This is a genomic window from Komagataeibacter swingsii, from assembly GCF_003207895.1.
Lineage (GTDB): Bacteria > Pseudomonadota > Alphaproteobacteria > Acetobacterales > Acetobacteraceae > Komagataeibacter > Komagataeibacter swingsii.
The window spans coordinates 1-25,714 of the sequence record NZ_NKUB01000008.1 but is presented as its reverse complement, the minus strand read 5'-3'; the positions used below and the strand labels follow the sequence as shown (position 1 = coordinate 25,714).

At 66.3% G+C, this 25,714-nt stretch carries 18 protein-coding genes; 13 read left to right on the top strand and 5 right to left on the bottom strand.

Annotated elements, in window-relative coordinates; genetic code table 11:
- Positions 1-19: 19 nt before the first annotated feature.
- Positions 20-1,225 (bottom strand): murein transglycosylase A, encoded by a 1,206-nt coding sequence (gene mltA / locus CFR76_RS07970; protein WP_110556656.1) that lies wholly within the window; start codon positions 1,223-1,225, stop codon positions 20-22.
- 56 nt (positions 1,226-1,281) lie between these two features.
- The gene (locus tag CFR76_RS07965) at positions 1,282-1,968 is read right to left on the bottom strand and encodes a Tim44/TimA family putative adaptor protein (protein WP_110556655.1); all 687 of its coding nucleotides are present in this window, start codon (positions 1,966-1,968) and stop codon (positions 1,282-1,284) included.
- Between the two features lie 201 nt (positions 1,969-2,169).
- Between CFR76_RS07965 and secB the strand changes: the two genes are divergently transcribed.
- Entirely contained in the window at positions 2,170-2,691 is a 522-nt protein-coding gene (gene secB, locus CFR76_RS07960) for a protein-export chaperone SecB (RefSeq protein ID WP_025437627.1), read from the top strand.
- An 86-nt stretch (positions 2,692-2,777) separates the two neighbouring features.
- Here secB and CFR76_RS07955 read toward each other — a convergent pair whose 3' ends face one another.
- Positions 2,778-3,521, bottom strand: coding sequence for a uroporphyrinogen-III synthase (locus CFR76_RS07955; RefSeq protein WP_244191833.1), 744 nt, complete (start codon positions 3,519-3,521; stop codon positions 2,778-2,780).
- The gene (gene hemC / locus CFR76_RS07950; protein ID WP_110556653.1) at positions 3,508-4,590 is read right to left on the bottom strand and encodes a hydroxymethylbilane synthase; all 1,083 of its coding nucleotides are present in this window, start codon (positions 4,588-4,590) and stop codon (positions 3,508-3,510) included. The genes CFR76_RS07955 and hemC overlap by 14 nt, the downstream gene beginning before the upstream one ends.
- Positions 4,591-4,661: 71 nt before the next feature.
- On the opposite strand from hemC, the gene tsaD reads away from it, so the two are divergent.
- The 6 genes from tsaD to CFR76_RS07920 all read left to right on the top strand — a co-directional run bounded on the left by tsaD (position 4,662) and on the right by CFR76_RS07920 (position 14,785).
- The gene (tsaD, locus tag CFR76_RS07945) at positions 4,662-5,765 is read left to right on the top strand and encodes a tRNA (adenosine(37)-N6)-threonylcarbamoyltransferase complex transferase subunit TsaD (RefSeq protein WP_110556652.1); all 1,104 of its coding nucleotides are present in this window, start codon (positions 4,662-4,664) and stop codon (positions 5,763-5,765) included.
- Between the two features lie 195 nt (positions 5,766-5,960).
- Positions 5,961-6,932, top strand: coding sequence for an NAD(P)H-dependent glycerol-3-phosphate dehydrogenase (locus CFR76_RS07940; RefSeq protein ID WP_110556651.1), 972 nt, complete (start codon positions 5,961-5,963; stop codon positions 6,930-6,932).
- A gap of 105 nt (positions 6,933-7,037) precedes the next feature.
- Positions 7,038-7,523, top strand: coding sequence for a glutathione peroxidase (locus tag CFR76_RS07935; protein WP_110556650.1), 486 nt, complete (start codon positions 7,038-7,040; stop codon positions 7,521-7,523).
- A gap of 36 nt (positions 7,524-7,559) precedes the next feature.
- Positions 7,560-9,122 carry a murein biosynthesis integral membrane protein MurJ gene (murJ, locus tag CFR76_RS07930; protein WP_110556649.1) on the top strand — a complete coding sequence of 521 codons (1,563 nt, stop codon included), beginning with the start codon at positions 7,560-7,562 and terminating at the stop codon, positions 9,120-9,122.
- A gap of 59 nt (positions 9,123-9,181) precedes the next feature.
- Positions 9,182-11,791, top strand: coding sequence for a DNA mismatch repair protein MutS (gene mutS, locus CFR76_RS07925; RefSeq protein WP_110556648.1), 2,610 nt, complete (start codon positions 9,182-9,184; stop codon positions 11,789-11,791).
- An 84-nt stretch (positions 11,792-11,875) separates the two neighbouring features.
- The gene (locus tag CFR76_RS07920) at positions 11,876-14,785 is read left to right on the top strand and encodes a [protein-PII] uridylyltransferase (RefSeq protein ID WP_110556647.1); all 2,910 of its coding nucleotides are present in this window, start codon (positions 11,876-11,878) and stop codon (positions 14,783-14,785) included.
- 303 nt (positions 14,786-15,088) lie between these two features.
- Here CFR76_RS07920 and CFR76_RS07910 read toward each other — a convergent pair whose 3' ends face one another.
- On the bottom strand, positions 15,089-17,077 hold the full coding sequence (locus tag CFR76_RS07910) for a tetratricopeptide repeat protein (RefSeq protein WP_110556645.1): 1,989 nt from the start codon (positions 17,075-17,077) through the stop codon (positions 15,089-15,091).
- 100 nt (positions 17,078-17,177) lie between these two features.
- Between CFR76_RS07910 and CFR76_RS07905 the strand changes: the two genes are divergently transcribed.
- The 6 genes from CFR76_RS07905 (at position 17,178) to CFR76_RS07875 (ending at position 25,522) form a co-directional block, all read left to right on the top strand.
- The gene (locus CFR76_RS07905; RefSeq protein ID WP_110556644.1) at positions 17,178-18,698 is read left to right on the top strand and encodes a carboxypeptidase M32; all 1,521 of its coding nucleotides are present in this window, start codon (positions 17,178-17,180) and stop codon (positions 18,696-18,698) included.
- 139 nt (positions 18,699-18,837) lie between these two features.
- The gene (locus tag CFR76_RS07900) at positions 18,838-19,989 is read left to right on the top strand and encodes an L-dopachrome tautomerase-related protein (RefSeq protein ID WP_110556643.1); all 1,152 of its coding nucleotides are present in this window, start codon (positions 18,838-18,840) and stop codon (positions 19,987-19,989) included.
- A gap of 77 nt (positions 19,990-20,066) precedes the next feature.
- A complete protein-coding gene (gene thrC, locus CFR76_RS07895; protein WP_110556642.1) occupies positions 20,067-21,473 on the top strand; it encodes a threonine synthase in 1,407 nt (468 codons plus the stop codon).
- An 82-nt stretch (positions 21,474-21,555) separates the two neighbouring features.
- The gene (locus CFR76_RS07890) at positions 21,556-22,821 is read left to right on the top strand and encodes a M16 family metallopeptidase (protein ID WP_110556735.1); all 1,266 of its coding nucleotides are present in this window, start codon (positions 21,556-21,558) and stop codon (positions 22,819-22,821) included.
- Complete coding sequence (locus tag CFR76_RS07885) at positions 22,818-24,158, top strand: TldD/PmbA family protein (protein WP_110556641.1); 1,341 nt, start codon at positions 22,818-22,820, stop codon at positions 24,156-24,158. Before CFR76_RS07890 ends, CFR76_RS07885 begins: the two co-directional genes overlap by 4 nt.
- 389 nt (positions 24,159-24,547) lie before the next feature.
- Positions 24,548-25,522 carry a Tim44 domain-containing protein gene (locus tag CFR76_RS07875; protein WP_110556639.1) on the top strand — a complete coding sequence of 325 codons (975 nt, stop codon included), beginning with the start codon at positions 24,548-24,550 and terminating at the stop codon, positions 25,520-25,522.
- The last annotated feature ends 192 nt before the right edge of the window (positions 25,523-25,714 follow it).

The following is a 25,714-nucleotide window of genomic DNA, read 5'->3' as shown; positions in this document are numbered from 1 at the left end:
GTGTTTGGGCCGGTATATCTTATTTTGCCGCTTCGGCGCCACGGGGCACCAGCACGACCATCTGTCCCGTCGAACGCAGGTTGCCCGCAGCCTGCGCCGCTTCCGGACCCCAGCCCATATACAGGTCGGCGCGGTCAGGCCCCTTGATGTCCGTGCCCAGGTCCTGCGCGAAATCAAGCCGGTTCCATGTCACGGGATGCCCATCCTGCGGAACCTGCGCCTGCACCCATACCGGGCTGCCGAGCGGGATGAAATCCCGGTCCACCGCCACGGAACGGTCCGGCGTCAGTGGCACGCCCAGCGCGCCCGGCGCACCGGCCTGCGTGTCGCCCTGGTCCAGTTCGCGGAAAAAGACATAATTGGGGTTCTGTTCCATCATATCCGTGGCCTTGTCCGGATTCGCCTCCAGCCAGCCACGGATGGACGCCATGCTCACGTCCTCGGCGCGCAGCAGGCCCTGCGCCACCATCACGCGGCCCAACGGCACGTAAGGCTGGCCATTCAGGCCATCAAAGCCAAGGCGGATCACCCTGTCATCGGGCAGGCGCACCCGGCCCGCGCCCTGCAACTGCAGGAAGAACAGGTCAACCGGGTCCGCCAGCCACAGCAGTTCGAGCTTTTTATGCGCAAGCTCGCCCTGGTCAATCTGCGCGCGGGTCCAGTACGGCACGACCTGCCCATCCTGGCTGCGGCCCGTCACGATCCTGTCCTGCCCGTCGCGTTCGCGCACCAGATCGGGCGGGCGGCGATAGACCGGGGTCTGGTAAATGCCGCCACGGCGCAGGGAACCACGGATTTCAGGTTCATAATACCCGGTGAACAGCGTGCCGTCCGTCCGCTTGCCGACCGGCAGGACATAGGGCACGAACCACTGTTCAAAAAACGCCCGCGCGGCCGCGCGGTCGCCGGTGGGCACGTCGCGTGCGGCGTTACAGGCGGCCTGCCAGTCACCGACCTGCCGGCCGGCATATGTTATGCCCGCCCCGCCCAGGGCGCTGTCAGCAGGCAGGCTGCCGATCTTGTGGCAGTCCTGCAGGAAAACCGGCAGGGCGTCTTCCAGCGCGTCATCCTTCCACCCCTGCAGGGCATCGAAGGAGACGGGCCGGGAATGGCTGGATTTATGATGGCGCCCGACCGGGGGCTGGGGTGCGCCCAGATCGGGGCCTTCCCCGACATGACATCCGCACAGGACGAAAACGGCGCACAATGGCGCCATACGCTTCATTACTTTCATGCACACAGACTGATCACGGATTTATCGATAAATTATGGCACGCGGGCCTATGCGCTGCGGCTGGCCCCAAGGCGCCAGCCCGCGCCATCGGCGTTTACGCCCAGCAGGCGCTCGAACGTCCACAGGTCCGAAAACTCCGTCACGGCATCCACACCGGCCACGGGCTGGCCGTTGCTGTCCACGGTCAGGCTGACCTGGTCGGACACGATCCGCACCTCGATCCGGGCCAGCGGGTTGGGGCCGGCCGTCTCGTCAATATCGGCGCCGATGATGGCGATATCGGTAATGTCCCTGATTTCGCTGCGCAGGACTTCGCCCGCCTGCTGGCGGGACTGGATCGCGGCCTCGAAGGCCGTGAATGTCGCCGCCGTCAACCGCTGGCGCAGCACGTTCAGGTCCCCCGCCGCATACGCGCCGACGATCTGGCGGAAAGCGCCCTCGGTCCCCTTTGCAAAATCCTGCGGGGTGAAACCGGGCTGGAGTACCCCGATACGGGCCAGCACGCCCCCCACCCGCGTATCGGGGGCGGGAATGTCATAGGTAATGGCGGGCGGCGGCGGTTCGGGCTTCTGTTCCACCACATTCGCGGCCATGGACGGCGGCGCCACGGGACGCGGGGCCGGTTCCGCGCCAACCCGGCGGCCAAGGATGCTGCGCAGTCGCAGAACTAGGAATACAGCCACCAGCCCCAGAACAATCAGATCCAGCGGAAAATGACCAAAAGAAAAATTCATGCCGCGCGTCCATAATGCAGGCGGGCACCCTGCCCAGATTACCCTGCGCACCAACATAGGCAACGCCCGGAGCCAGCACAATGCGCAAGGACCGTTAAAATTCCGACAGCTGGTATGGCATCCCCCGCGGACCCATGCTACGGCCAGAGAACACGGTATTCATTTCTTTTTTCCGCATATCCCTGGGGAATACAGACAAGCATGTCCGACACGACTCAGCCGCCCACCCCTGAAAACGGCCAGAGCGCCCCCCCGGCGCTGCCGCTGGCGATCAACCTGCAGTATATCAAGGACCTTTCGTTTGAAGTGCCCGCCGGCGCGGAAATCTTCGCAACCCTGCGCACGAACCCGCAGATTTCGGTCAATATCGACGTACAGGCCAACCGCCTTGAACAGGAACAGCCGGTGTTCGAGGTCGTCCTGACCGTAAAGGCCGAAGCCAGCGAAGCCCCGCAGCAGGAAGGTGGCCCCGCCGGCCGACCGGTCTTCATTGCCGAGTTGTCCTATGCCGCGATCGCGACACTGAACAACCCGCCCGCCGAACTGGTCGAGCCGATCCTGCTGGTGGAAGTGCCGCGCCTGATCTTCCCGTATGTGCGCAACATCCTGAGCGAAGTCACGCGCGATGGCGGGTTCCCGCCCGTGGTGCTGCAGCCGATCGACTTCGTGGCGCTGTGGCAGGCCAAGCGTAACTCGTTCGACCAGACGCCGGGCCACGCGTAATATCAGGGATTGTTTCCGGATTAGCGTATTGAACAGGCCGGGGTCATAGGCTCCCGGCCTTTATTCATTTCCGGGACAACGCAATTTCAGGCGACATCATGGGGCAGGCAGTCCAGCATGGCGTCCTGATCCGGGCGGGCGGCCACACGTATGACACGCCAGCGCGCGCCCGCGCCAAGGACAGCCGCCACCCCATCTGACATGGCGATGGCCGCCACCCCCGCCAGCAGGGGCGCAAGCGCAGGCGTCAGGGCCGCGATGAAGGCTTCCGCCGTTCGGGTGGAATAGAACACCACCGCCCCCACCTGCCCCGCGCGCAGGGCCGCGACGGCATCGGATGGCAGGTCTGTTGCCGGGCGCACGGCGTAAACGCAGCGCCGCAGCACCCGGTATCCCTGCCCGCGCAGTGCTGCCGCCATTTCCCGCCCATACCCCTGCCCGACCGCCAGCAGCAGCCGGGATGCGGGCGGCAGGGCGGAATGCAGCAGCACCGTCAGGTCATCCGCCGTGCCGGATGCGGCCGTGACGCGGGCAAATCCCGCCGCACGGGCACGCCGTGCGGTCGCCGCCCCCACCACGTAGCAGGGAATGTCATGCAGTTGCGGGTCGGCCAGGCTGCCCACAGCCTGCCCGCTGGTCAGGACGATGGCGTCCGGGCGGAATGCGCCGAGGGAAAGGCCGCGTTGGCTGACAAGCAGCATGGGGGCGGCGATGGGACGCAGCCCCCGCGCCGCCACCGCCGCCATGGTGGGGGCAAGCCCCGGCGGCGGGCGGGTTACGATCACCCCCGCGCGGGGGGCGGGCAGGATGGAATCGTTACTTCTGTTCAACAAAAATATCAGCGGGACTGTCGGCACGCAGGCTGCGGCCAAGGTCACGGCCCAGACGCGCCGCATCGGCCGGCGCGCCGCTGATCGAACGCTTGAGCAGGAAGCTCCCGTCCTCACGCGCGACAAGGCCGGTCAGGTGCAGTTCCGGTGCGCCACCGGCCACGACCGGGATCAGGCGGGCATAGCCACCAATCGGCGTGCGGCACGACCCGTCCAGTTCCGCCAGCAGCGCGCGTTCGGCCGTGGCGACGGCGCGGGCTTCGTAATCCTCGATCGCGGACAGCAGTTCACGCAGTTCGACATCGCTTTCCCGCACCGTGACCCCGACAATCCCCTGCCCCGCCGCGGGCACCATGATGGTGGGGTCAAGGATCACGTCGGCCCGGTCTTCCATGCCCAGGCGCCGCAGCCCGGCATAGGCCAGCAGCGTCGCATCGCACTGCCGCGCCGCCAGCTTGTCCAGCCGCGTCTGCACATTGCCGCGCAGCAGGCCGAATCTCAGGTCGGGCCGCACATGCAGCATCTGCGCCTGACGCCGGACGGAGGCACACCCCACCAGCGCCCCCTCCGGCAGGACCGCATACGGGTCGGCCGGGTCAGGTTCGCCACAGCCCGGGCCAAGGATCAGCACGTCGCGCGCGTCCTCGCGCTTGAGGGTGCAGGCCAGGACCAGCCCCGGCGGCAGCGTGGTCTCGAGATCCTTCAGGCTGTGGACGGCGAAATCGATCCGGCCATCCAGCAGCGCGTCATGGATTTCCTTGGCGAACAGGCCCTTGCCGCCAATTTCCGCCAGCTTGCGGTTCTGCACCTGGTCGCCCGTGGTGCTGATCTGGTGTTCCTGGAACGCGCCCATGTCGCGCAGCACGGGACAGAAACGGGTCAGCAGCGTCAGGAACGCCCGTGTCTGCACCAGCGCCAGCGGGGAAGCGCGCGTCCCGACCTTCAGCGGCAACTGCCGGCGGTGGGGTTCGGGATGTGTGGCTTCCTTTCGCTGGCGTGCAGCGGCCTCGGCCGCGACTTTCTGTAGCGCGGACGATGGAAACGGGGCTGATGGCTTTGCGGACTCCATAGCGCGTGTCTATTACCGCACCGCGATAAAGGAAAGATGACATTCGGCACATCCGGATTGTAAATTACGCCATGCCCCATACCGAACCGACATGCCCCGACCTGCCAACACCCGTTATGGCCATTGAATCTTCGTGCGATGACACCGCCTGCGCGATCGTTACGACAGGCGGCCGTATCCTGGCAGAAACGACATTATCGCAATCCGGCCATGTGCCATTTGGCGGGGTCGTGCCCGAAATCGCCGCCCGCGCCCATCTTGGCGCGCTGCCAGCACTGGTGCGCGACACGCTGCGCGCAGCCGGCATGCAGCCCCATGAACTGGGTGCGGTCGCCGCAAGCTGCGGGCCGGGGCTGATCGGCGGGCTGATCGTGGGGGCCGACATGGGCAAGGGCATGGCCATCGCGCTGGACAGGCCCTTCATTGCCGTCAACCATATCGAGGCCCACGCCCTGACCGCGCGCCTGCCCGGTGTCGCCAGCAATGGCGCGCCGTTTCCCTACCTCCTGCTGCTGGTATCGGGCGGGCACTGCCAGTGCATCGCGGTGGAAGGGGTCGGCCATTACCGCAGGCTGGGCGGCACGATCGACGATGCAGCGGGCGAGGCGTTCGACAAGGTGGCCAAGATGCTGGGCCTTGGCTGGCCCGGCGGGCCTGCGGTGGAACGGCTGGCGCGTGAGGGCGACCCGCATGCAGTGCCCCTGCCGCGCCCGCTGATGGGGCGGGCGGGATGCGATTTTTCCTTCTCCGGCCTCAAGACCGCCGTGGCGCAGAAACTGCCTACGGAAGTCCGCGCCGCCCTGCCCCGGCAGCAGGCCGCCGATATCGCCGCAAGCTTCCAGCAGGCGGTCAGCGACATCGTGATCGACCGCCTTGGCCATGCGCTGGACATGATGGACCAGCGCCCGACCACGCTGGTCGTAGCGGGCGGGGTGGCCGCCAATGGCGTCCTGCGCGCACGATTGCGGGAATTCGCCACGGCGCATGGTCTGCCCTTCGCCGCCCCGCCGCTGCGGCTGTGTACCGATAATGCGGTCATGGTGGCATGGGCCGCGATCGAGACCATGCGCGCCCGTGTGGCCCTTGGCCTGTCCATACCCGATGACATCGCCATGCGCCCGCGCCCGCGCTGGCCGCTGTCGGACATGGCGCAGCGCATGACGGCGGATGCCTGAACGTAACCCTTTGACAGGAAATTATAAAAGTTTTCCGGGGTCGTCTTTATTTCAGAAAGGCGGCGTTCCCCAGGAGCTTTTTGAAAAAAGCTTCACCAAAAACTTCTTTATGATTTGCACGCCGTTTTGTTAGCAGGCTGATAAGCAAACAACAAAAATGCCGGATACGGCGCATAACTTTCGGGGAACAGACGGATGACCCATACCGCACGGATTGCCGTTATCGGCGCAGGCGCATGGGGGACGGCGCTGGCGCTGCAGGCCGCGCGCGCGGGCGCCGAAGTCAGCCTGTGGGCGCGCAATCCGGCCGCCATGTCCGCAGGCCGCGTCATGCCCCGCCTGCCCGGCTACGCCCTGCCACCCGGCATTACCGTAACCGACGCCATGCCACGCCAGGCCGACCTGATCCTGCTGGCCTGCCCCATGCAGCACCTGCGCGCCACCGCCAGTACCGTGCCACCCTGCGCGCCGCTGATTGCGTGCTGCAAGGGGATCGAACAGGCGACCGGCCTCATGCCGCTACAGGTGCTGGGGGAGCTGTTCCCCCACAGCGTGCTGGGCGTGCTGTCCGGCCCCAATTTCGCGCATGAAGTCGCGGCCGGTCTGCCCGCCGCCGCCGTGCTGGCCAGCGCGGACCGCACGCAGGCCCGCAGGCTTGCGGACCTGCTGACCACGCCGGCCTTCCGGCTATATGCCAGCGACGACCCGACGGGCGTGCAACTGGGCGGGGCGGCCAAGAACGTGATCGCCATCGCGGCGGGTGCGACCATCGGGGCGAAACTGGGCGAAAACGCCCGCGCGGCCCTGATTACCCGCAGCATTGCCGAACTGTCGCGCCTGTCCCACGCGCTGGGGGGGCGGCCCGAGACACTGTCTGGCCTTGCGGGAATCGGGGACCTGCTGCTGACCTGCACGGGGGCCGCGTCACGCAATTACCGCCTTGGCCTGGCGATTGGCCAGGGCACACCGGCGCAGCAGGCGGCGGATGCGCTGGAAGGCGTTGCCGAAGGCCGGGCCACCGCGCCCGCGCTGCTGCAGCTTGCCCGCCAGCATGGCGTCAGCACGCCGGTCATCGCCACCGCCACCAGCCTGCTGGCGGGCACGATCGACATGGACGACGCCAGCCAGCTACTGCTCTCGCGCCCGGTCGGACATGAATTTGCCTGAACGGACCCCACGCCACATCCCACATCTGCAAACAGGCGACTTGACCCCCGCCATGCGACCCGGCAATCCGGTTTTTCCGGCGCGCTTACGAAACCGAGCATCCCAATGACCACGATCTATGATTTTGCCCTGCCTGCCCTGAATGGTCCCGACATTGACCTGTCCAAACTGCGGGGCAAGCCGATCCTGATCGCCAATACGGCGTCCAAATGCGGCTTTACCCCGCAATATGAAGGGTTGCAGAGCCTGTGGACCACATGGCGCAGCCATGACCTGATGGTGATTGGCGTGCCGTCCAGCGATTTCGGCAACCAGGAACCGGGCACGCCCGAACAGATCACCACATTTTGCCAGCGCAACTACAACGTCACCTTTCCCCTGGCCGCCAAGAGCCATGTGAAGGGGCCGCAGGCGATCCCGCTGTTCCGGTGGCTGGCACGCGAAGGCGGGTTCCTGTCGCTGCCGCGCTGGAATTTCTACAAATACCTGATCGGGCGCGACGGGCAGCTGGCCGACTGGTTCACCTGCGTCACGTCGCCCGAATCGCGGCGCGTGCGCATGGCGGTCGAACGGGCGGTGATGGATCACTGATGCCCCCTTCATGCCCGCGCGCGCCATGCTGACACGATGCTGAGAGGGTTCCTGACCGTCAGCGGCTGGACCATGATCAGCCGTGTGCTGGGGCTGGTGCGCGACCAGCTGCTTGCGGCCCTGCTGGGCACGGGGGCGGCGCAGGACGCCTACCAGATCGCCTTCCGCCTGCCCAACATGTTCCGCCGCCTGTTTGGCGAGGGCGCGCTGAACGCCGCCTTCGTGCCGCTGTTTTCCGCCCTGCTGGAACGCGAGGGGAAAGACACCGCCCGCCAGTTCGCCAGCGAGACGATGAGCGTGCTGCTGTCATGGCTGCTTGTGCTGACGGTGCTGGGGGAAATCTTCATGCCCGGCGTGCTGCGCCTGATCGCGCCGGGCTTCACGCATGGCGACGTGCGGGACACGCTGGCCATATCGCTCAGCCGCGTCACCTTTCCCTACCTGCTGATGATCTGCGGCGCGGCGCTGGTTTCGGGCGTGCTGAACGGCATGCACCATTTTGGCGTGGCGGCGGCGGCCTATGTCAGCTTCAACGTCATCGGCATTGCCGCCATCCTTGTCCTGCCCCCGTTTACGGGTGACGTGGCCCATGCCGCCGCATGGGGGGTGACCGCGTCGGGCGTGGTGCAGTTCGGCATCCTGCTATACGCCGCCCGCCGCGCGGGCATGCGCCTGCGCCTTGTCACGCCGTGCCTGACACCACGCATCCGCACGCTGCTGGCGCGCATGGGGGTGGGGCTGGTGGGCAGCGGCATCACGCAGATCAACTTCCTGGTCGATACCATCATCGCCACCCTGCTGCCGGCGGGCAGTGTCTCGCTCATGTATTTCGCCGACCGGGTGAACCAGCTGCCGCTGGGCGTGCTGGGTGCTGCGGCGGGCACCACGCTGCTGCCGGTGCTGACGCGGCACCTTGCGGCGGATGACCTCGACGGGGCGCACCATATCCAGAACCGGGCCATTTCCTACGCCCTGATCCTGACGCTGCCCGCGGCGGCGGGGCTGCTGGTCATTGCGGCCCCGGTCATGATGGCGCTGTTCGGGCATGGGCATTTTTCGGCGCATGACGCGGTGCTGTCGGCACAGTCGCTGCGGGCCTACGCGCTGGGGCTGCCCGCCTTCGTGCTGGTCAAGGTGCTCTCGCCGGGGTTCTTCGCGCGGGGGGATACACGCACGCCGGTGCTGGTGGGCCTGGGCACGCTGGTGCTGAACTTCATCCTGAACATAAGCTTCATGCACTGGCTGGCCCATATCGGCCCGCCACTGGCCAGCAGCCTTGCGGCGATGGTCAATGCGGGCGTGCTGGCATTGCTGCTGCTGCGGCGCGGCGCGCTGGTGCCCGACCCGACGCTGGTGCGGCAGCTGGCGGGCATGACGGCATGCGCGGTAGCGATGGCGATGGGACTGGTCGGGCTGGGCTACACCCCGCTGGGCCATGCCATGCAGGCGGGTCCGGTCATGCGGATCGTGGATGTAGGCGGGATGGTCACGCTGGGTGTCGGCACCTACCTGCTGGGGCTGCAGGCGCTGGGGATTGCGGACATGCGCCAGGCCATGGCCGCGATCAGCCGCAGGCTGCGCCGCAACCGCGCGGCCTAGACTGGGTAGCGATGAAATCCGCACTGGCGAATCCTCCACCCCGCCGCTAGACACCAGACATGACATTCCCATCCCCCGAAGGCGCGACCCCCGCCATGGCGCAGTGGTTTGCGCTCAAAGCCGAACATCCCGACGCCCTGCTGTTCTTCAGGATGGGGGATTTCTACGAACTGTTTTTCAACGACGCGGAAGCGGCGGCGGCGGCGCTGGACATCTCGCTGACCGCGCGCGGCACGCATGGGGGCGAACCCATCGCCATGTGCGGGGTGCCCGTGCATGCGGCGCAGGCCTACCTTGCGCGGCTGATCCGGCGCGGGTTCCGCGTATCGGTGGCCGAACAGACCGAACAGCCCCGCAAGGGACGCCCCGCATCCAAGGGGCCACTACGGCGCGAGGTCGTGCGCCTGATCACGCCGGGCACGCTGACGGAAGACGAACTGCTGGAGGCGGGACGGCAGAACCTGCTGGCCGCCATTGCCTGCCCCACCGGGCGCGACGCCGGCGATCCGGGGCTGGCGTGGATCGACATCTCCACCGGCCTGTTTGAAACCGCTGCCGTCCCCGCGCGTGACCTCAACGACCTGCTGGGCCGTCTGGACCCGGCGGAAATCCTGTGCGCGGACAATGTGGAACTGGGTGATTTCGCGGGCCGCCGCACCCCCATCGTCCCGCCCGCCAGCGCGGATGCCGCCCGCCAGCGCATGGCCGAGGCCTTTGGCGTGGCCAGCCCTGATGCCTTTGGCACCTTCAGCGACGCTGAAGCCATGGCGGCGGCTGCGGCCATCGACTACATCCGCCGTAGCCAGGCGGGCCAGTTGCCGCGCCTGTCGCATCCCCGCCCCAGCGACAGCAGCGACATCCTTGGCCTTGATCCCGCCACCCGCGCCAGCCTCGACCTGCTGCGCACGCGCGATGGCGAGACCGAACACACCCTGTTCGCCGCCGTGTCGCGCACCGTCACCGCCGCAGGCAGCCGGATGCTGGCGGACTGGATCGCAGCCCCCCTGACCGACCCCGAACGCATTGCCCGCAGGCAGGCGGGGTGGGGCTGGCTGCTGGACAAGCCGGGGATACGCGATGACCTGCGCGCCTGCCTGCGCGCCGCCCCCGACATGGCGCGCGCGCTGGGCCGGCTGTCGCTGGGGCGCGGGCAGCCGCGTGACGCGGTGGCCATCCGCCTGGGCCTGGGGGTCGCGCGTGAAATCGGGGCGATCCTGAACCGGCACGACACCCTGCCCCCCATCATGGAACAGGCGGCACGCCACCTTGACCGCGCGCATGACCTACAGGACCTGCTGGCCCGCGCGCTGAGCGAAAACCCGCCCGCGCGCATGGATGATGGCGGCATCATCGCCAGTGGCTATGACGCGGAACTGGATGCCCAGCGCGAACTGCGCGATGGCAGCAGGCGCATCATCGCCGCCATGCAACAGGAATATGCCGAGGAATTCGGTATCTCCAACCTCAAGATCCGCCACCATGCCCAGCTTGGCTATGTGATCGAGGTGCCTGCCGCCGCCAGCGCGCGCCTGCGCGGGCGCGAGGACCTGATCATGCGGCAGGGCACCGCCAGCGCCAGCCGCTTTTCAACCGAACGGCTGGTCAGCCTTGACCAGCAGATCGCGCAGGCGGCCGAAAACGCGGGCCTGCGCGAACGCCACCTGTTTACGCAGGTCGTGGCGCGGATACTGGACGAAACCGCCCTGCCGGACATGGCCGCCGCCCTGTCGTGCATCGACATCGCGCAGTCCTGCGCCGTGCTGGCCGGTGGCGGCATGTGGTGCTGCCCCGCTGTGGGCATGGATACGTCGTTTGTCATCCGCGCGGGCCGCCACCCGGTGGTGGAAGCCGCCCTGCCCCGGAACGCGCGCTTCACCCCCAATGACTGCGACCTTGAACCCGATCACCGCGTCATGCTGCTGACCGGCCCCAACATGGCGGGCAAGTCCACCTTCCTGCGGCAGACGGCGCTGGCGGTCATACTGGCGCAGGCGGGGCTGCCGGTCGCGGCCCAGTCCATGCGCATCGGCGTGGTGGACCGGCTGTTTTCACGCGTGGGCGCATCCGACGACCTGGCGCGCGGGCGGTCCACCTTCATGGTGGAAATGACCGAGACCGCCGCCATCCTGAACCAGGCCGGCCCCCGGTCGCTGGTGGTGGTGGATGAAATCGGGCGCGGCACCTCCACGCTGGATGGTCTGGCGATTGCGTGGGCGGTGCTGGAAACCCTGCATTCCACGCTGCGCTGCCGTGCGATATTCGCAACGCATTTCCATGAACTGGCCGAACTGGCGGACAGCATGCCCCGCCTGTCCCCCCACACCATGAGCGTGCGCGAATGGAAGGGACAGGTCATTTTCCAGCATGAAGTCGTACCCGGTTCCGCCCGCCGCAGCTGGGGCGTGCATGTCGCGCGCCTGGCGGGCGTGCCCGAACCCGTGGTGCGCCGCGCGGGCCGCCTGCTGTCCATGCTGGAAAAGGAACGCGGCCGCCAGGCCCCGCCCCTGCCGCTGTTTGAACAGGCCGCCACCGATGAACCGGACGCACCGGCGGCGCCCGCCCTGCCCCCCGCCGCGATGGCACTGGTCACGGAACTGGACCCCGATGCGTTAAGCCCGCGCACGGCGCTGGAAATGTTGTATAAACTCAAAAAACTGCTGAAACCCTGATACGGCTCTGGACCTGACCCCATCAGGGGCGGCACACTCCATCCCGGATCTTTACCGTCATATACAGGACGCCATCTGACCACGATGTCGAACGCCGCCCCCCTTTCCGCCTCCGCTTCGGTCGAGGCCATGACAAACGCCCTCCATTCCGCCCTGTTCCCGTCCGGGAATGGCGGGGGCGATGCACGCACCCTGCCGCGGGAGGACGCCATAGGCCTGGTCCGCCGCCACCTGTCGCGCTACCAGGCCCATGTGCGCGAGGAATTCGAGCATCACCGCTTGGGCGGGGCCGAGGCAGGCAAGCTGCTGGCCGCCTATACCGATGGCATGATCCGCGTGCTGGCCAGCTTCGCCATGCAGCAGACGGGCATCGATTCGCACCCTGAGGCCCCCTTCGCCATTGCCGCGACCGGCGGGTACGGGCGCGGGCTGCTGGCGCCGTTCAGTGACATCGACCTGCTGTTCCTGATCCCCGATGCGCCGGAGGGACAGGGCAGGGACGTGCGCGCCTGCGTGGAATACATCCTGTATTTCCTGTGGGACCTGGGGCTGAAGGTCGGGCATGCGACCCGCACCATCAACGAATGCATCGCCGAGGCGGAAGCCGACACCACCGTGCGGACCACCCTGCTGGACGCCCGCGCCCTGACCGGCAGCGAATCGCTGTTTTCCATGTTCCAGGCCCGCTACATCGTGGCCTGCGTGCGCGCGGGCGCCGACCGCTTCATTACCGACAAGCGCAAGGAGCGCGCCGCCCGCCACCACCGTTTTGGCGACAGCCCCTATCTGGTGGAACCCAACATAAAGGAAGGCCGTGGCGGCCTGCGCGACCTGCAGACGCTGTACTGGATGTGCCGCTACACCTTCGGCACGCGCCATGTCTCCGACCTGCTGGCCCCCGGCTTCAGCGAACTGGGGTTGCTAACCGAACCCGAGGCCAAGCGCGCGCGCCGGGCGTGGGACTTCCTGTGGCGGGTGCGTTTCCACCTGCATTACGTATCGGGCCGGGCGGAAGAACGCCTGACATTCGACGTGCAGCCGGTCGTGGGTGGCCGCATGGGCTATACCCGCCACGGGCGGCAGGTGGGCGTGGAACGGTTCATGCGCCACTACTTCCTGACCGTGCGCGAGGTCATGCGCCTGACGCTGGTGCTGGAACCCGCCGTGCTGCGGCAGGCGCTTGGCCCCGTGGCCAACGCGCCCGAAGCCGACAGCCAGATGCGCGACGCGGGCTTTACCGTACTCGATGGCCGCATCCTGCCCCAGCGCGGCACGTCGTTCGAGGATGAACCCATCCAGATGATGCGCCTGCTGGACTGGGCCAAGAAGCGCAAGCTGCCCATCCACCCCATGGCCATGCACCAGTTGATCCGCTGGGAGCGCAAGGCGGCCAGCCTGCGTGGCGACCCGGAAACCGCGCGCATCTTCCTCGACCTCATGTGCGGTGACCCGCCCGACCGCCCGCAGCGCGCGCCGCGTGGCGAGGTTGCCGAACAGCCCGATGCCTCCCCCAGCTTCCACCTGATGGATGAAGGGCGGCGGAAGGGAAATGCCTACTGGCTGCATATCCTCAATGAAACCGGCCTCATGGGCCGCCTGCTGCCCGACTGGTCCCGTGTTGTGGGGCAGATGCAGTTCGACACGTACCATGTGTTCACGGTTGACGAGCACATCATCGACGCGCTGCGCATCCTTGGCCGGGTGGAACACGGGCAGATGGCCGATGAGATCCCCATCGCCTATGACCTTGCGCGCAACCTGCATTCGCGCCGGGCGCTGTATGTCGCGGTCATGCTGCATGACATCGCCAAGGGGCGCGGCGGCGACCATTCGGAAATCGGATCGCAGATCGCGCTGTATGTCTGCCCCGAACTGGGCATGGACAGCGAGGAGACGGAAACGGTCTCGTGGCTGGTGCTGCATCACCTGCTGCTCAGCCATACGGCCTTCCAGCGCGACATTGACGACCCCAAGACCATCCTTGACCTGGCCGACATCATCCAGTCGCCCGAACGCCTGCGGCTGCTGCTGCTGCTGACCATCGTGGACATGCGCGCGGTGGGTCCGCGCGTGTGGAATGCGTGGAAGGCGACGCTGCTGAACGAGCTGTACATGCGCGTGGCCGAGGTGCTGGAAGGCAGCCTGGCCACCACCGAACGCGACGTGCGCGTGGAACGCGCCAAGGGGGCGACCGCCCAGTGGTTGGTGGAAGACGGCATGAACGAAGCCGATGTCCAGCATTTCATGGGGCTGGGCTATGGCAGTTACTGGCTGTCGTTCGACCATGACACCCATGCCCGCCATGCCCGGCTGATCAGCGAATCGGAACGCATGCATTCGCCGCTGACGGTGGAAACCCAGCCCCTGCCCGCGCGCGGCGTGACCGAGGTCACGATTTACGCCGCCGACCATCCGGGCCTGTTTTCCAAGATCGCGGGGGCGGTGGCCATTGCCGGGGCCTCGATCGTGGATGCGCGCATCCACACCATGACCAACGGCATGGCGCTGGATACATTGTGGATCCAGGATGCGGGCGGCGCCGCGTTCGAGGAACCGCAGCAGCTTGCCCGCCTGTCGCTGCTGGTGGAACAGGCGCTGACGGGCCGCATCAACATCAACCGCGAAATTGCCCAGTGCGGCCGCAGGCTGAGTGGCCGCCGCATGCGCGCCATCCACGTGCCGCCGCGCGTGGTGATCGACAACCGCGCATCGAACACCTGCACGGTGGTGGAAATAAACGGCCGTGACCGCCCCGGCCTGCTGCATGACGTGACGGCGGCGCTGAGCGAGCAGAAACTGCAGATCGCATCGGCCCACATCACCACCTATGGCGTGCGGGCCGTGGACGTTTTCTACGTCAAGGACCTGTTCGGGCTGAAAATCACCGACAAGGGCCGCCTTGACCGCATCCGCGCCACCCTGCTGGCGGGCCTGCAGGAAGCGGAGGCCGCAGCCCAGCGCCGGTCGTCTGAACTGGAATCCATTACGATCTGACAGATCACGTCAATCCATTGACAAAAAGAAATAAAAGTTTCCGGGTGCCCCCTGTTTCCAAAACGGGCGGTGTGCCCGGAGAGGCTTTTTGAAAAGTCAGTTCATGATAACGCTTTAAAATTAAAAGACGTTTTTGGTGAAGCTTTTTGCAAAAGCTTCGAAAGAACGCCGCCTTTTTGAAAAAAGGCAGCACCCAAAAACTTTTATTGTTTTTTATCAACGAGTTATTTTCAAACAGTCTCCAAGAAAGTTTTCGGTGAAGCTTTTTCGCAAAAGGGCGACACCCAAGAACCTTTCAATACATCATCCCTGCTTCCTTTCCTGCTGCCATGCCCGCAGGGCGGCGCACAGGTCCATCATAACCTGTGTCCATGCCTGTTGCGGGGGCAACAGGCTGGCCTGACGGAACAGGCGCAGGGTTGGATACCACTGGCTGGCGGACCGTAAGACAGGTGGCGCATCGCCCGGCATGCCATTTGCCATTGGCGACAGGCCAGACACCGGCCCATGTGCCGGCGCAGGCCGGTCAAACGCCGCTGACCACCGCCAGTCCCCCCCGAAACGGCACAGCAGCCAGACCGGGCACCCCATGGCCCCGGCCAGATGGGCTGACAGCGTATCCACGCTGATGACCAGGTCCAGCGTCGCGATCAGGCGTGCGGTATCCAGCAGGTCCGCGCTATCTGGCAGTTCGTGCCGGACAAAGGCCGGGTCCACCCCATCCGCCCCCTTGGGCCGCAGGGAAACGAATTCAATCCCGACCATTGCCCCCAGTCCCGACAGGTCGTGCACCGCGACGGAACGCCGCGCGTCAAAGCGATAGGCGGCGTTACCCGCATGGCACAGGCCAACCCGTAATGGCCCCTGCCGCCCGCCGGGCCGCCGCCATGGGCCTTCACCCAGATACGGCCTGAAGGGCGGTACGCTGTCCGCGTCCAGCAGGTGCGGCAGGCTGAACAGGTCACATTGCGCAGCGGCGTCCGTATTATCATCTATATTACGTGTGATAATTTTTATGGGATATGATGCGCCCCGCCCCAACGTGGCCGCCAGCCGCCGCAGGGGAACCGGCACGTCCAGCGCGACCGGCACCCGCCCGGCCGCAAGGATCACGTAACGCAGGAAATGGACAGCATCCCCCAGCCCCTGCCCCGCCATATGCACCAGCAGCGCCCTGCCCGCAGGCAGCGCACGCCCATCCCATCGCGGCAGGCGGCTGGCGGATGGATGCGCGGGCAGGAAGCCCAGCCGGGATTCCCACAGCGCCCACCCCTGCCGCAGCCTTCCCTGCGCCAGGCGGGCGACACCAAGGTTGAACCGCGCCCGTGCCCGCGTATCGCGATCGGGCGGCGGATCGCGGGCCAGTATGGTTTCATATGCGGTACTGGCCTGCGCCACGCTGCCGCCTTCGAACAGGCCGGTCGCATGGTTCAGGGCAATGCGCGCATCATCGGGCCGTAGCTCCATCGCCACGGCAAGGGCGCGTGCCGACCCGGCCATATCCCCCAGCGCCATGCGGGCAAGGCCGAGGTTGTTGCAGGTTTCCGCTGTCGGGTCATGCGCCATGGCGCGTTCCAGCACCGCCGCCGCTGGGCGCATCTGGCCACGCGCGAACACAAGCGCGCCCAGCAGGGACAGCGCCGCGCCGTCATCGGGACTGCGGGCCAGCACGGCCCGCAACACATCCTCGGCCTGTTCGGGCTGCTGGTGCGCCAGCAGCATTTCGGCCAGTTCGCGCATGGGGGCCGGGTCCGGTGCCCGGCGCGCCACATCGCGCATCTGCCATATGGCGGCGTCACGCTGCCCCCGCCGCCACAGGAAACGGGCATGCAGCCTGCGCACCCGCGTGGCGGGCGCGGGTGACAGGCGCACGGCGCGCCCGTAAGCCTCTGTCGCGGCCCATATATCCCCCGTCGCCTCCATGATTTCGGCGCAGGCCAGCAGGACAGGCACGTCATCGGGCTGGCAGACGCATGCGGCCCGGATCGCGGCCTGCGCGGCTGCGCGATGCCCCCGCGCCAGCAGCGCGCGGGCCAGCACTTCATGGAAGGCGCCCTGTGGCGAAAGCCGCGCCGCCTGACCCGCAAGACCTATGGCCAGGTCCGCCCGCCCCGCCGCCAGCGCCACGCAGGCCAGGCCGTGCAGGGCATCGGGATCATCCGCCCGGCATGCCCGCAGGGTCGCGAAACACGCCCGCGCGGCGGTCATATCCCCCGCGCGCAGGGCCGCATGACCACGCGCCAGAATGTCCTGCCTGCCCGCATCGTGCCCATCCGCGCTGTTCGCGTTCATCTCATCCGGCCTTCCCTTGCATGGCGGGGGACGCTCCCGCACACTCCCCCTGCATTATCCATACGCGACAGAGCGTTAAGAATTTCGGTCAGGAACCCGCATGAACACTCCCTCCGGCACGGCCGGCCAGCAGGCCTATGATACGTTGCGGCAGCGTTTCGCCCGCATGGGGCATATCCGCAATGCACTGGGCATCCTCGGCTGGGACAAGGACACCATGATGCCAACGGGCGCGAGCGACAGCCGCGCCGAAAGCATCGCGACCCTCGCCGTCCTGTCGCACGAACTCATGACCGCGCCGGACATGGACGACCTGCTGGCCCGCGCGCAGGCCCCCGATGACGCCATGGCGCAGGCCAACCTGCATGAAATGCGCCGCCAGCATGCCCATGCCGCCGCCGTGCCGTCGGACCTGGTGGAGGCGATGTCGCGCGCGTCCTCGCGTTGCGAAATGACATGGCGCACCGCGCGGCGGAACAGCGATTTCGCCAGCCTGCTGCCGGAACTGGAAACCGTGCTGTCCCTGACCCGCGAAATCGCGGCGGCCAAGGCGCAGGCCCTCGGCCTTTCGCCCTATGACGCACTGCTGGACCAGTATGACGCGGGTACGCGGCAGGCGGATATCGACCCGGTCTTTGCCGAACTGGCCAGTGAGCTGCCAGACCTGATCCGCACGGCGCTGGCGCATCAGGCGACCCTGCCCGCGACCGTTCCCCTTTCCGGCCCGTTTGATGTGCCAGCGCAGGCGCGACTGGGGCATGACACCATGCGCGCGCTGGGCTTCGACATGCAGCGCGGGCGGCTGGATGTCAGCCTGCACCCCTTCTGTGGCGGGGCGGAGGATGATGTGCGCATCACCACCCGGTACGAGGAACAGGACTGCATCAATGCGCTGATGGGCATCGTGCATGAAACCGGGCACGCGCTGTATGAACAGGGCCTGCCAAAAGCATGGCGCGCCCAGCCGGTGGGCGAGGCACGCGGCATGAGCCTGCATGAAAGCCAGTCCCTGCTTATGGAAATGCAGGTCGCGCGGTCACAGCCCTTCATGGACTGGATGGCCCCGCGCCTGCGCGGTGCGTTCGGGGGGATGGAGAGCGACCCGGCATGGGATGCGGACAACCTGCACCGCCTTGTCACCCGCGTGCGCCCCGGCTTCATCCGCGTGGATGCCGATGAGGTCACGTACCCCGCGCATATCCTGGTGCGCTACGAAATGGAAACCGCGCTGATCGCGGGGAAAATGAAGCTGCCGGACCTGCCGGAAGCCTTCAACGCCCGCATCCATGACCTGCTGGGCCTGAAGGTGCCCGAGGACCGGCTGGGCTGCCTGCAGGATATCCACTGGCCATCAGGCGCATGGGGGTATTTCCCCACCTATACGCTGGGCGCCGTCATCGCGGCGCAACTGCGCGAGGCGGCGGAGCGTGACGATCCCACCATCATGCCCGCCATCGGACGGGGTGATTTCACCCCCCTGCTGGCGTGGCTGCGCCCGCGCATCCATGCCCGTGGCAGCGGAGCCGCCACCAGTGAGATCGTGCGCGACGCCACGGGGGCCGTGCCCAATACGGGGCCATACCTGCGTCACCTGCGACAGCGGTACTGTGCACTGGCATAACCAATCGATAAGGAATAAGAAAAGCTTCACCAAAAACTTTCCCGGCAGGCTGCCTTCCCAGAACAGTCCAGCACGACAGGGCGGACATGCCGCATGTCCCCCTTGCCAATCGCCGCGGTTCGTGACGAGATAACGCGCGATGTACGCGAAATCCCCATCTGCCATCCGCCACCTGCGCTCCGCGGGTTTCCTCCTTGCCTGCGGCACGTGCCTGCTGGGCGCGGCCGACGCCGCCCATGCCGCTAAGCCCGCGCCGCCGCTCAACCCGCCCGCGGCGCTGGAGGAGGTGGCGTCCTCCTCAACCGCCGCATGGGACCGGGTGGTCGTGCTGCCCGACGGGCGGCTGCTGGTGGAACTGCCGCGCTGGGCGGGCAATACCGGCCCGGGGCTGGCGCTGGTGGACGGGGACACCACACCCCATCCCTATCCCGACAGTTCATGGAACGACCCTGCGACACTCGCGGCAAACCGGCTGGTGGCCCCGTCCGATATCCAGCTCCAGCCCGATGGCACGCTGTGGGTGCTCGACAGCGGGCAGCCCGACCCGGCGGGCAGGCCGGTGGAAGGTGGCCCCAAGATCGTGAAGATCGACAGCCATACCGGGCAGGTTATGCAGACATGGCCCCTCAATCCCGGCATGCTGCGCGCGGGCAGCTATGCCGCCACCATGCGTGTTGCGCGCGGGCATGCCTTCATCGGGGATTCCGGCGTCCCGGCCATGATCGTGGTCAGGCTGGACACCAACACCCAGCGCCGCCTGATGGAGCATACCCCGGCGCTGACCGCCCACCAGCCCATTACGGTTGATGGCAAGGTGGCGACCAACCCCGCAGGCCATACCGCCATCATCAATATCAGCCAAATGGACATAAGCGCCGATGGCCAGTGGCTGTATTTCGAACCACTCTGCGGCCCCGTGTACAAGCTGGATACCGACCTGCTGGTGGACCCCAAGGTCACCCCCATCGAACTGGAGGAAGGCCCCACCCTGTGGTACAAGACGCCACCGCTGGGCGGCATCACGGTCGGGCCGGATGGCACGCTGTATTTCAATGATGTCTCCACCGGCAGCATCTTCCGCCTGATGCCCGACCGGGTTTACCAGAAAATCGTGACCGACCCACGCCTGCACTGGCCCGGCGGGTCGTTCGCGACAAAGGACGGGCAGCTTTACGTGCCCGCGTCCCAGCTTGACCGCACCGCCCCGCTGAATGGCGGTCACAACGCCATCGAATGGCCGGTACATATCTACCGCATCAATATCGGCAGCCTGCCACCGCCGAAATTCTGACACACCCCGCGCGGAATTGCATCGCGCGCCGCATCCGCCCCCTTCGCGCGGGGGGCGGTTGGGATTATGATGGTGCAATGCGCTATATTTCTACCCGGGGGAACGCCCCCGTCCGCGATTTTTCGTCCGTTCTGCTGGCGGGGCTGGCAGAGGACGGTGGCCTGTACCTGCCCGAAAGCTGGCCCGAACTGTCGGTGGCCCAGTGGCGTGACCTCCGTGGCCTTCCCTATCCCGAGCTTGCGGCCCGCATCATCGCCCCCTTTGCCGAAGGCTCGATCACGCATGACGTGCTGCTGAAGCTGTGCCGTGACGCCTACAGCCGATTCGACCACCCGGCCATCGTGCCGCTGACACAGGTGGAAGACGGGCTGTTCGTGCAGGAACTGTTCCACGGGCCGACGCTGGCGTTCAAGGACATGGCCATGCAGCTGCTTGGCCGCCTGTTCGACCATGTGCTGAACGAACGTGACGAGAGGGTCACCATCGTGGGCGCGACCTCGGGCGATACCGGGTCGGCCGCGATCGAGGCATGCCGGGGCCGCAAGCGCCTGGACGTGGTGATCCTGCACCCCGAGGGCCGCACGTCGGAGGTGCAACGCCGGCAGATGACCACCGTGCTGGAACCCAACGTGACCAACCTTGCGGTGCAGGGCACGTTTGACGACTGCCAGGACCTGGTCAAGGCAATGTTCGCCGATGCGCCCTTCCGCACCGACATGCACCTGTCCGCGGTCAATTCCATCAACTGGGCACGGATCGCGGCCCAGGTGCCGTATTATGTCTATGCCGCACTGGCGCTGGGCGCGCCGGACCGCGAGGTCTCGTTCGCCGTGCCCACGGGCAATTTCGGCAACGTGCTGGCGGCATGGGTCGCCCGCCGCATGGGCCTGCCCATCCGCGCGCTGTGCGTCGGCTCCAACCGCAACGACATCCTCTCGCGCTTCCTGAACGAAAACGACATGAGCATCCACGGCGTGGTGCCCAGCCTGTCGCCATCGATGGACATTCAGGTCTCGTCCAACTTCGAACGCCTGCTGTTCGAACTGCTGGACCGCAACGCAACCGAGTGCGCGCGCATCATGACCGATTTCCGCAAGACCGGCGTGATGAAGGTGTCCACCCCGGTCTGGGACCGCGCCAATGCGCTGTTCCACGGCATTTCGCTGGATGACGCCGCGACGGAGGCGGAAATCCGCACGCTGAATACCCGCAGCCACTACCTTGCCGACCCGCATACCGCCATCGGCATCGCCGCGGGCCGCACCTTCCGCGAACCGGGAATTCCCATGGTGGCCATGTCCACCGCCCATCCCGCCAAGTTCCCCGATGCGATGGAACTGGCGACCGGCATCCGCCCCGCCCTGCCCGCGTCGCTGGCCGACCTGTATGACCGGCCCGAGCGGTACAGCGTGGTGCCAGCCGATCTGGGCGTGATCGAGGACAGGGTGCGCGCGGCGGTCCTGTCCAACAGCAAGGCAGGCTGATCCCGCCCCTTTCCTTTTTCCATCTTACGCAAGCAAGGGGCGGCGTGGGGCCATGATGCGCCACGCCACCCGCAGGACCAGCATGACCGACCTGATCAATGTGACCCGACTGGATTCCGGCCTGACCATCGTGACCGAACGGATGGACAGGGTGGAGACCGTGTCCCTCGGGGCGTATGTCGCCGCGGGCACCTGCAACGAAACCGCGCCCGAAAACGGGGTGTCCCACTTTCTGGAACACATGGCGTTCAAGGGGACCAGCACCCGCACCGCCGTGGGCATCGCCGAGGAAATCGAGAACGTGGGCGGGCATATCAACGCCTACACCGCGCGTGAGAACACGGCCTATTACGTCAAGCTGCTGAAGGAAAACCTGGCGCTGGGGGCCGACATCATCGGGGACATCCTGACCCACAGCACCCTTGCCCCGGACGAGCTGGAGCGTGAACGCGGCGTGATCTTGCAGGAAATCGGGCAGGCGAACGATACCCCCGATGACATCGTGTTCGACCATTTTCAGGAAACCGCCTTTCCCGACCAGCCGATGGGCCGCCCCACGCTGGGCACGGAAGCGGGCATCCAGACCATGTCGCGGGCCACGCTGGTCAATTACATGAACACCCATTACCGGGCGGGCAACACCATCATCGCGGCGGCGGGCAACCTTGAGCACGCCCGCGTGGTGGACCTGGTGCAGCAGCATTTCGCCGACCTGCCCACCGGCGCCGTCCCGCCACAGCCCGCCGTCAATTACGTGGGCGGCGCCTTTACCCGCGAACGCGAACTGGATCAGGCCCATATCGTGCTGGGTTTTCCGTCCATGCCCTATGGCGACCCGGACTATTACCCGGCGCTGCTGCTGTCCACGCTGCTGGGTGGGGGCATGTCATCGCGGCTGTTCCAGGAAATCCGGGAAAAGCGGGGGCTGGTCTATTCCGTCTATTCCTTCAACGCGCCCTTCCGCCAGGGCGGGCTGTTCGGCATCTATGCCGGCACGGGGGAGGCACAGGTGGCCGACCTTGTCCCCGTAACGCTGGAGGAACTGCGCAAGGTCCGCCATACGGTGACGGACGCCGAACTGGCGCGCGCGCGCGCACAGCTCAAATCCTCGCTGCTCATGTCGCTGGAAAGCACCGGCAGCCGGTGTGAACAGCTTGCCCGGCAGCTACAGGTCTTCGGCCGCCTGATCCCGACGGCGGAAACCGTGCGCCGGATCGACGCCGTCACGATCACCGACGTGCAGCGCGTCGCAACGCGCATCTTCAGCGGCAGGCCGACCCTCGCCTCCCTCGGGCCGGTCAGCCATATTCCCTCCCTCGACAGCATTACCGGGGCGCTGGCAGCATGAGTACCGACCCACTCGACCTGATCGCCACCCTCATCACCCGCGCCCGCGCGGCCGGGGCCGATGCGGCGGATGCCATCTATGTCACCCGCGTGGCCCACGGCGCGCAGGTGCGCAACGGGCAGACCGAGGACCTTGAACGCTCCGAAACCTGCGACCTTGGCCTGCGGGTATTCGTGGGGCAGCGTTCGGCCATCGTCTCGGCCACGGCGCTGGACCCTGCCCGCTTTGATACGCTGGCCGAACGCGCCGTCGCCATGGCCCGCGTGGTGCCCGAGGACCGCTTTGCCGGACTATGCGCCGAGGCCGCCACCACCTTTACCGACGCCACCGGGCTGGACCTGTTCGACCCGACCGAAATCCCCACCGCCGACCTGGTCGCGCGCGCGCGCGTGGCGGAGGAAGCGGCGCTGGCGGTCACGGGCATTACCAACAGCAATGGCGCGTCCGCAAGCTTCGGGCTGTCGGACATCATCCTCATGACCTCGGCCGGGTTTTCGGGGCGGTATGCACGGACCAGCCATTCCGTCTCCGCCAGCGCTGTTGCGGGCAGCGGCACGAAGATGGAGCGCGATTACGACTACCATTCCGCCGTCCACCTGTCCGATCTTGAGGATGCCGGCCTGATCGGCCGCCGCGCGGGCGAACGCACCGTCGCCCGCCTGAACCCGGTGCGCCCGCGCACGGGACGCATGGCCATCGTGCTGGACCCGCGCGTGTCCACCAGCCTGCTGGGGCACCTGTCGGGCGCGATCAACGGCATTGCCATCGCGCGTGGCACCTCCTTCCTCAAGGAAAAGATGGGCAGCCGCATCATGCCTGCCGGCATCACCATCATTGACGACCCGCGCCGCGTGCGTGGCCCCGGCGCGCGCCCGTTCGATGGCGAGGGCATGCTGACCGCCACCCGCACGCTGGTGGAAGATGGCGTGCTAAAGACATGGGCGCTCGACTCCCGCTCCGCCCGGCAGTTGGGGCTGAAGCCCAATGGCTGCGCCAGCCGGGGTACGTCGGGGCCGCCCGCGCCGTCGCTTGGCAACATGTTCATGCAGCCCGGCAGCCTTGCGCCCGCGGCCCTGATGGCGGACATAAGGGAAGGGATCTACATAACCGAGATGATGGGATCGGCCATCAACGGCATTACCGGCGATTACAGCCGGGGGGCGGCGGGCTTCATGATCCGTGATGGCGTGCTGGCCGAGCCGGTGGCCGAACTGACGGTCGCGGGCAACCTGAATGAGATGTTCGCCCGCCTGGTGCCCGCCAGTGACCTGACCTTCCGCCAGTCCACCAATGCGCCAACCATCCGTATCGACGATATGGTCATTGCGGGTGCGTAAGCCAAAGACTGCTTGAAAAACAGATCGTTGACAAAATAGTAAAAGTTTTTGGTGAAGCTTTTTGCAAAAGCTTCGAAAGAACGCCGCCTTTTTGAGAAAAAGGCGGCACCCAAAAACTTTTATTGTTTTTTATCAATGATTTGTTTTCAAATAGCCTCTGAGTTTTTTGGGAAAAAGCTTCACCAAAAACTTTCTTATGGTTACGGGATGCCTTGCGGGACCGACTTTTCCAGCAGTCTCTTACCCTTTCCGTGATTTCATGTGTCTGTAAGCCCGTTGCCCCTGTTATGGACGCGCGGGCTTACCTATATCTGTAACAAGTGGCCCGAAATAACGCGGTCACAGGATAATGATGGTTCCGACACAGGATTGCAGATACCCTGACCCAGATGAAACAGAATTCCTCGCGCCAGATGCCGCGTAAAAGCATCGTCCTTGCTGCCAGCGCGGCGCTGGCCATGCTGCCGCTGCTGGCCCATCCCGATGTGGCTGACGCCCGTGCGGGTAGTGGCTTCTCCATGGGCAGCCGCGGGTCCCGTACCTACAGCGCGCCCGCGCCATCACAGACCGCCCCGTTTGGCGCGACCCCATTCCAGCGCACCATGACGCCCCGCCCGCAGCCCACGCCCGGCTATGGTGCGCAGGCACCGTTTGGCGCAGGCGCCATGGCCATGGCGCGGCCCCGCCATCCGTTCATGAGTGGCTTTATGGGCGGCCTGATCGGCGCGGGCCTGTTTGGCATGGTGTTCGGGCATGGCATGTTCGGTTCCGGCATGGGGGGCAGCGGCTTCCTTGGCCTGCTGATCCAGTTGGCGCTGGTCTTCTTCATCGTCCGCTGGGCCATCCGCCGTTTTGCCGCGGGCCGCGCCAGCAGTGGCGGCAGCACCGTGCCGTTTGGCATGCAGCGCCCGGGGGCGGGACCTGTGCCACAAGGCGGCCAGCAGCCGGTGGGCGTCGCCATTACGGCAGCGGATTACCAGGCCTTCCAGCAGGCGCTGATCAATATCCAGACGGCATGGAGCCAGCAGAATGTCGGGGCCATGCAGCACATGGCCACGCCGGAAATGGTGTCCTATTTCAGCAGCCAGCTGAACGATCTGGCCAGCCGTGGCGCACGCAACGTCGTGTCGGATATCCGGTTTGAACGCGGCGACCTGGTGGAAAGCTGGCGCGAAAACGGTTTCGATTACGCCACCGTCGCCATGCAGTATTCCATGATCGACATCACAACCGACATGACGGGCCGCGTGATTGAAGGCGATCCCACCAACCGCACCACCGTGACCGAACTGTGGACATTCGTCCGCTCGGCCGGGACGGGCACATGGCTGCTGTCCGCCATCCAGCAGACCCCGCGCCGCTGACCCCCGGTGCATATCCGGACAGGAAAAGGCCCGCATCACCCGATGCGGGCCTTTTTCATGACTGTTACCCGATCACGGGCAGGACTGGCAGGCTTAGAGCATTCTGTGATTAGGTTGATGCATATCCTGAGTTTTTGAGGTAGTTGGCACATTCCTGTGGTGAGAAGCCTTTGATGAGTGAGCCGATGCGTT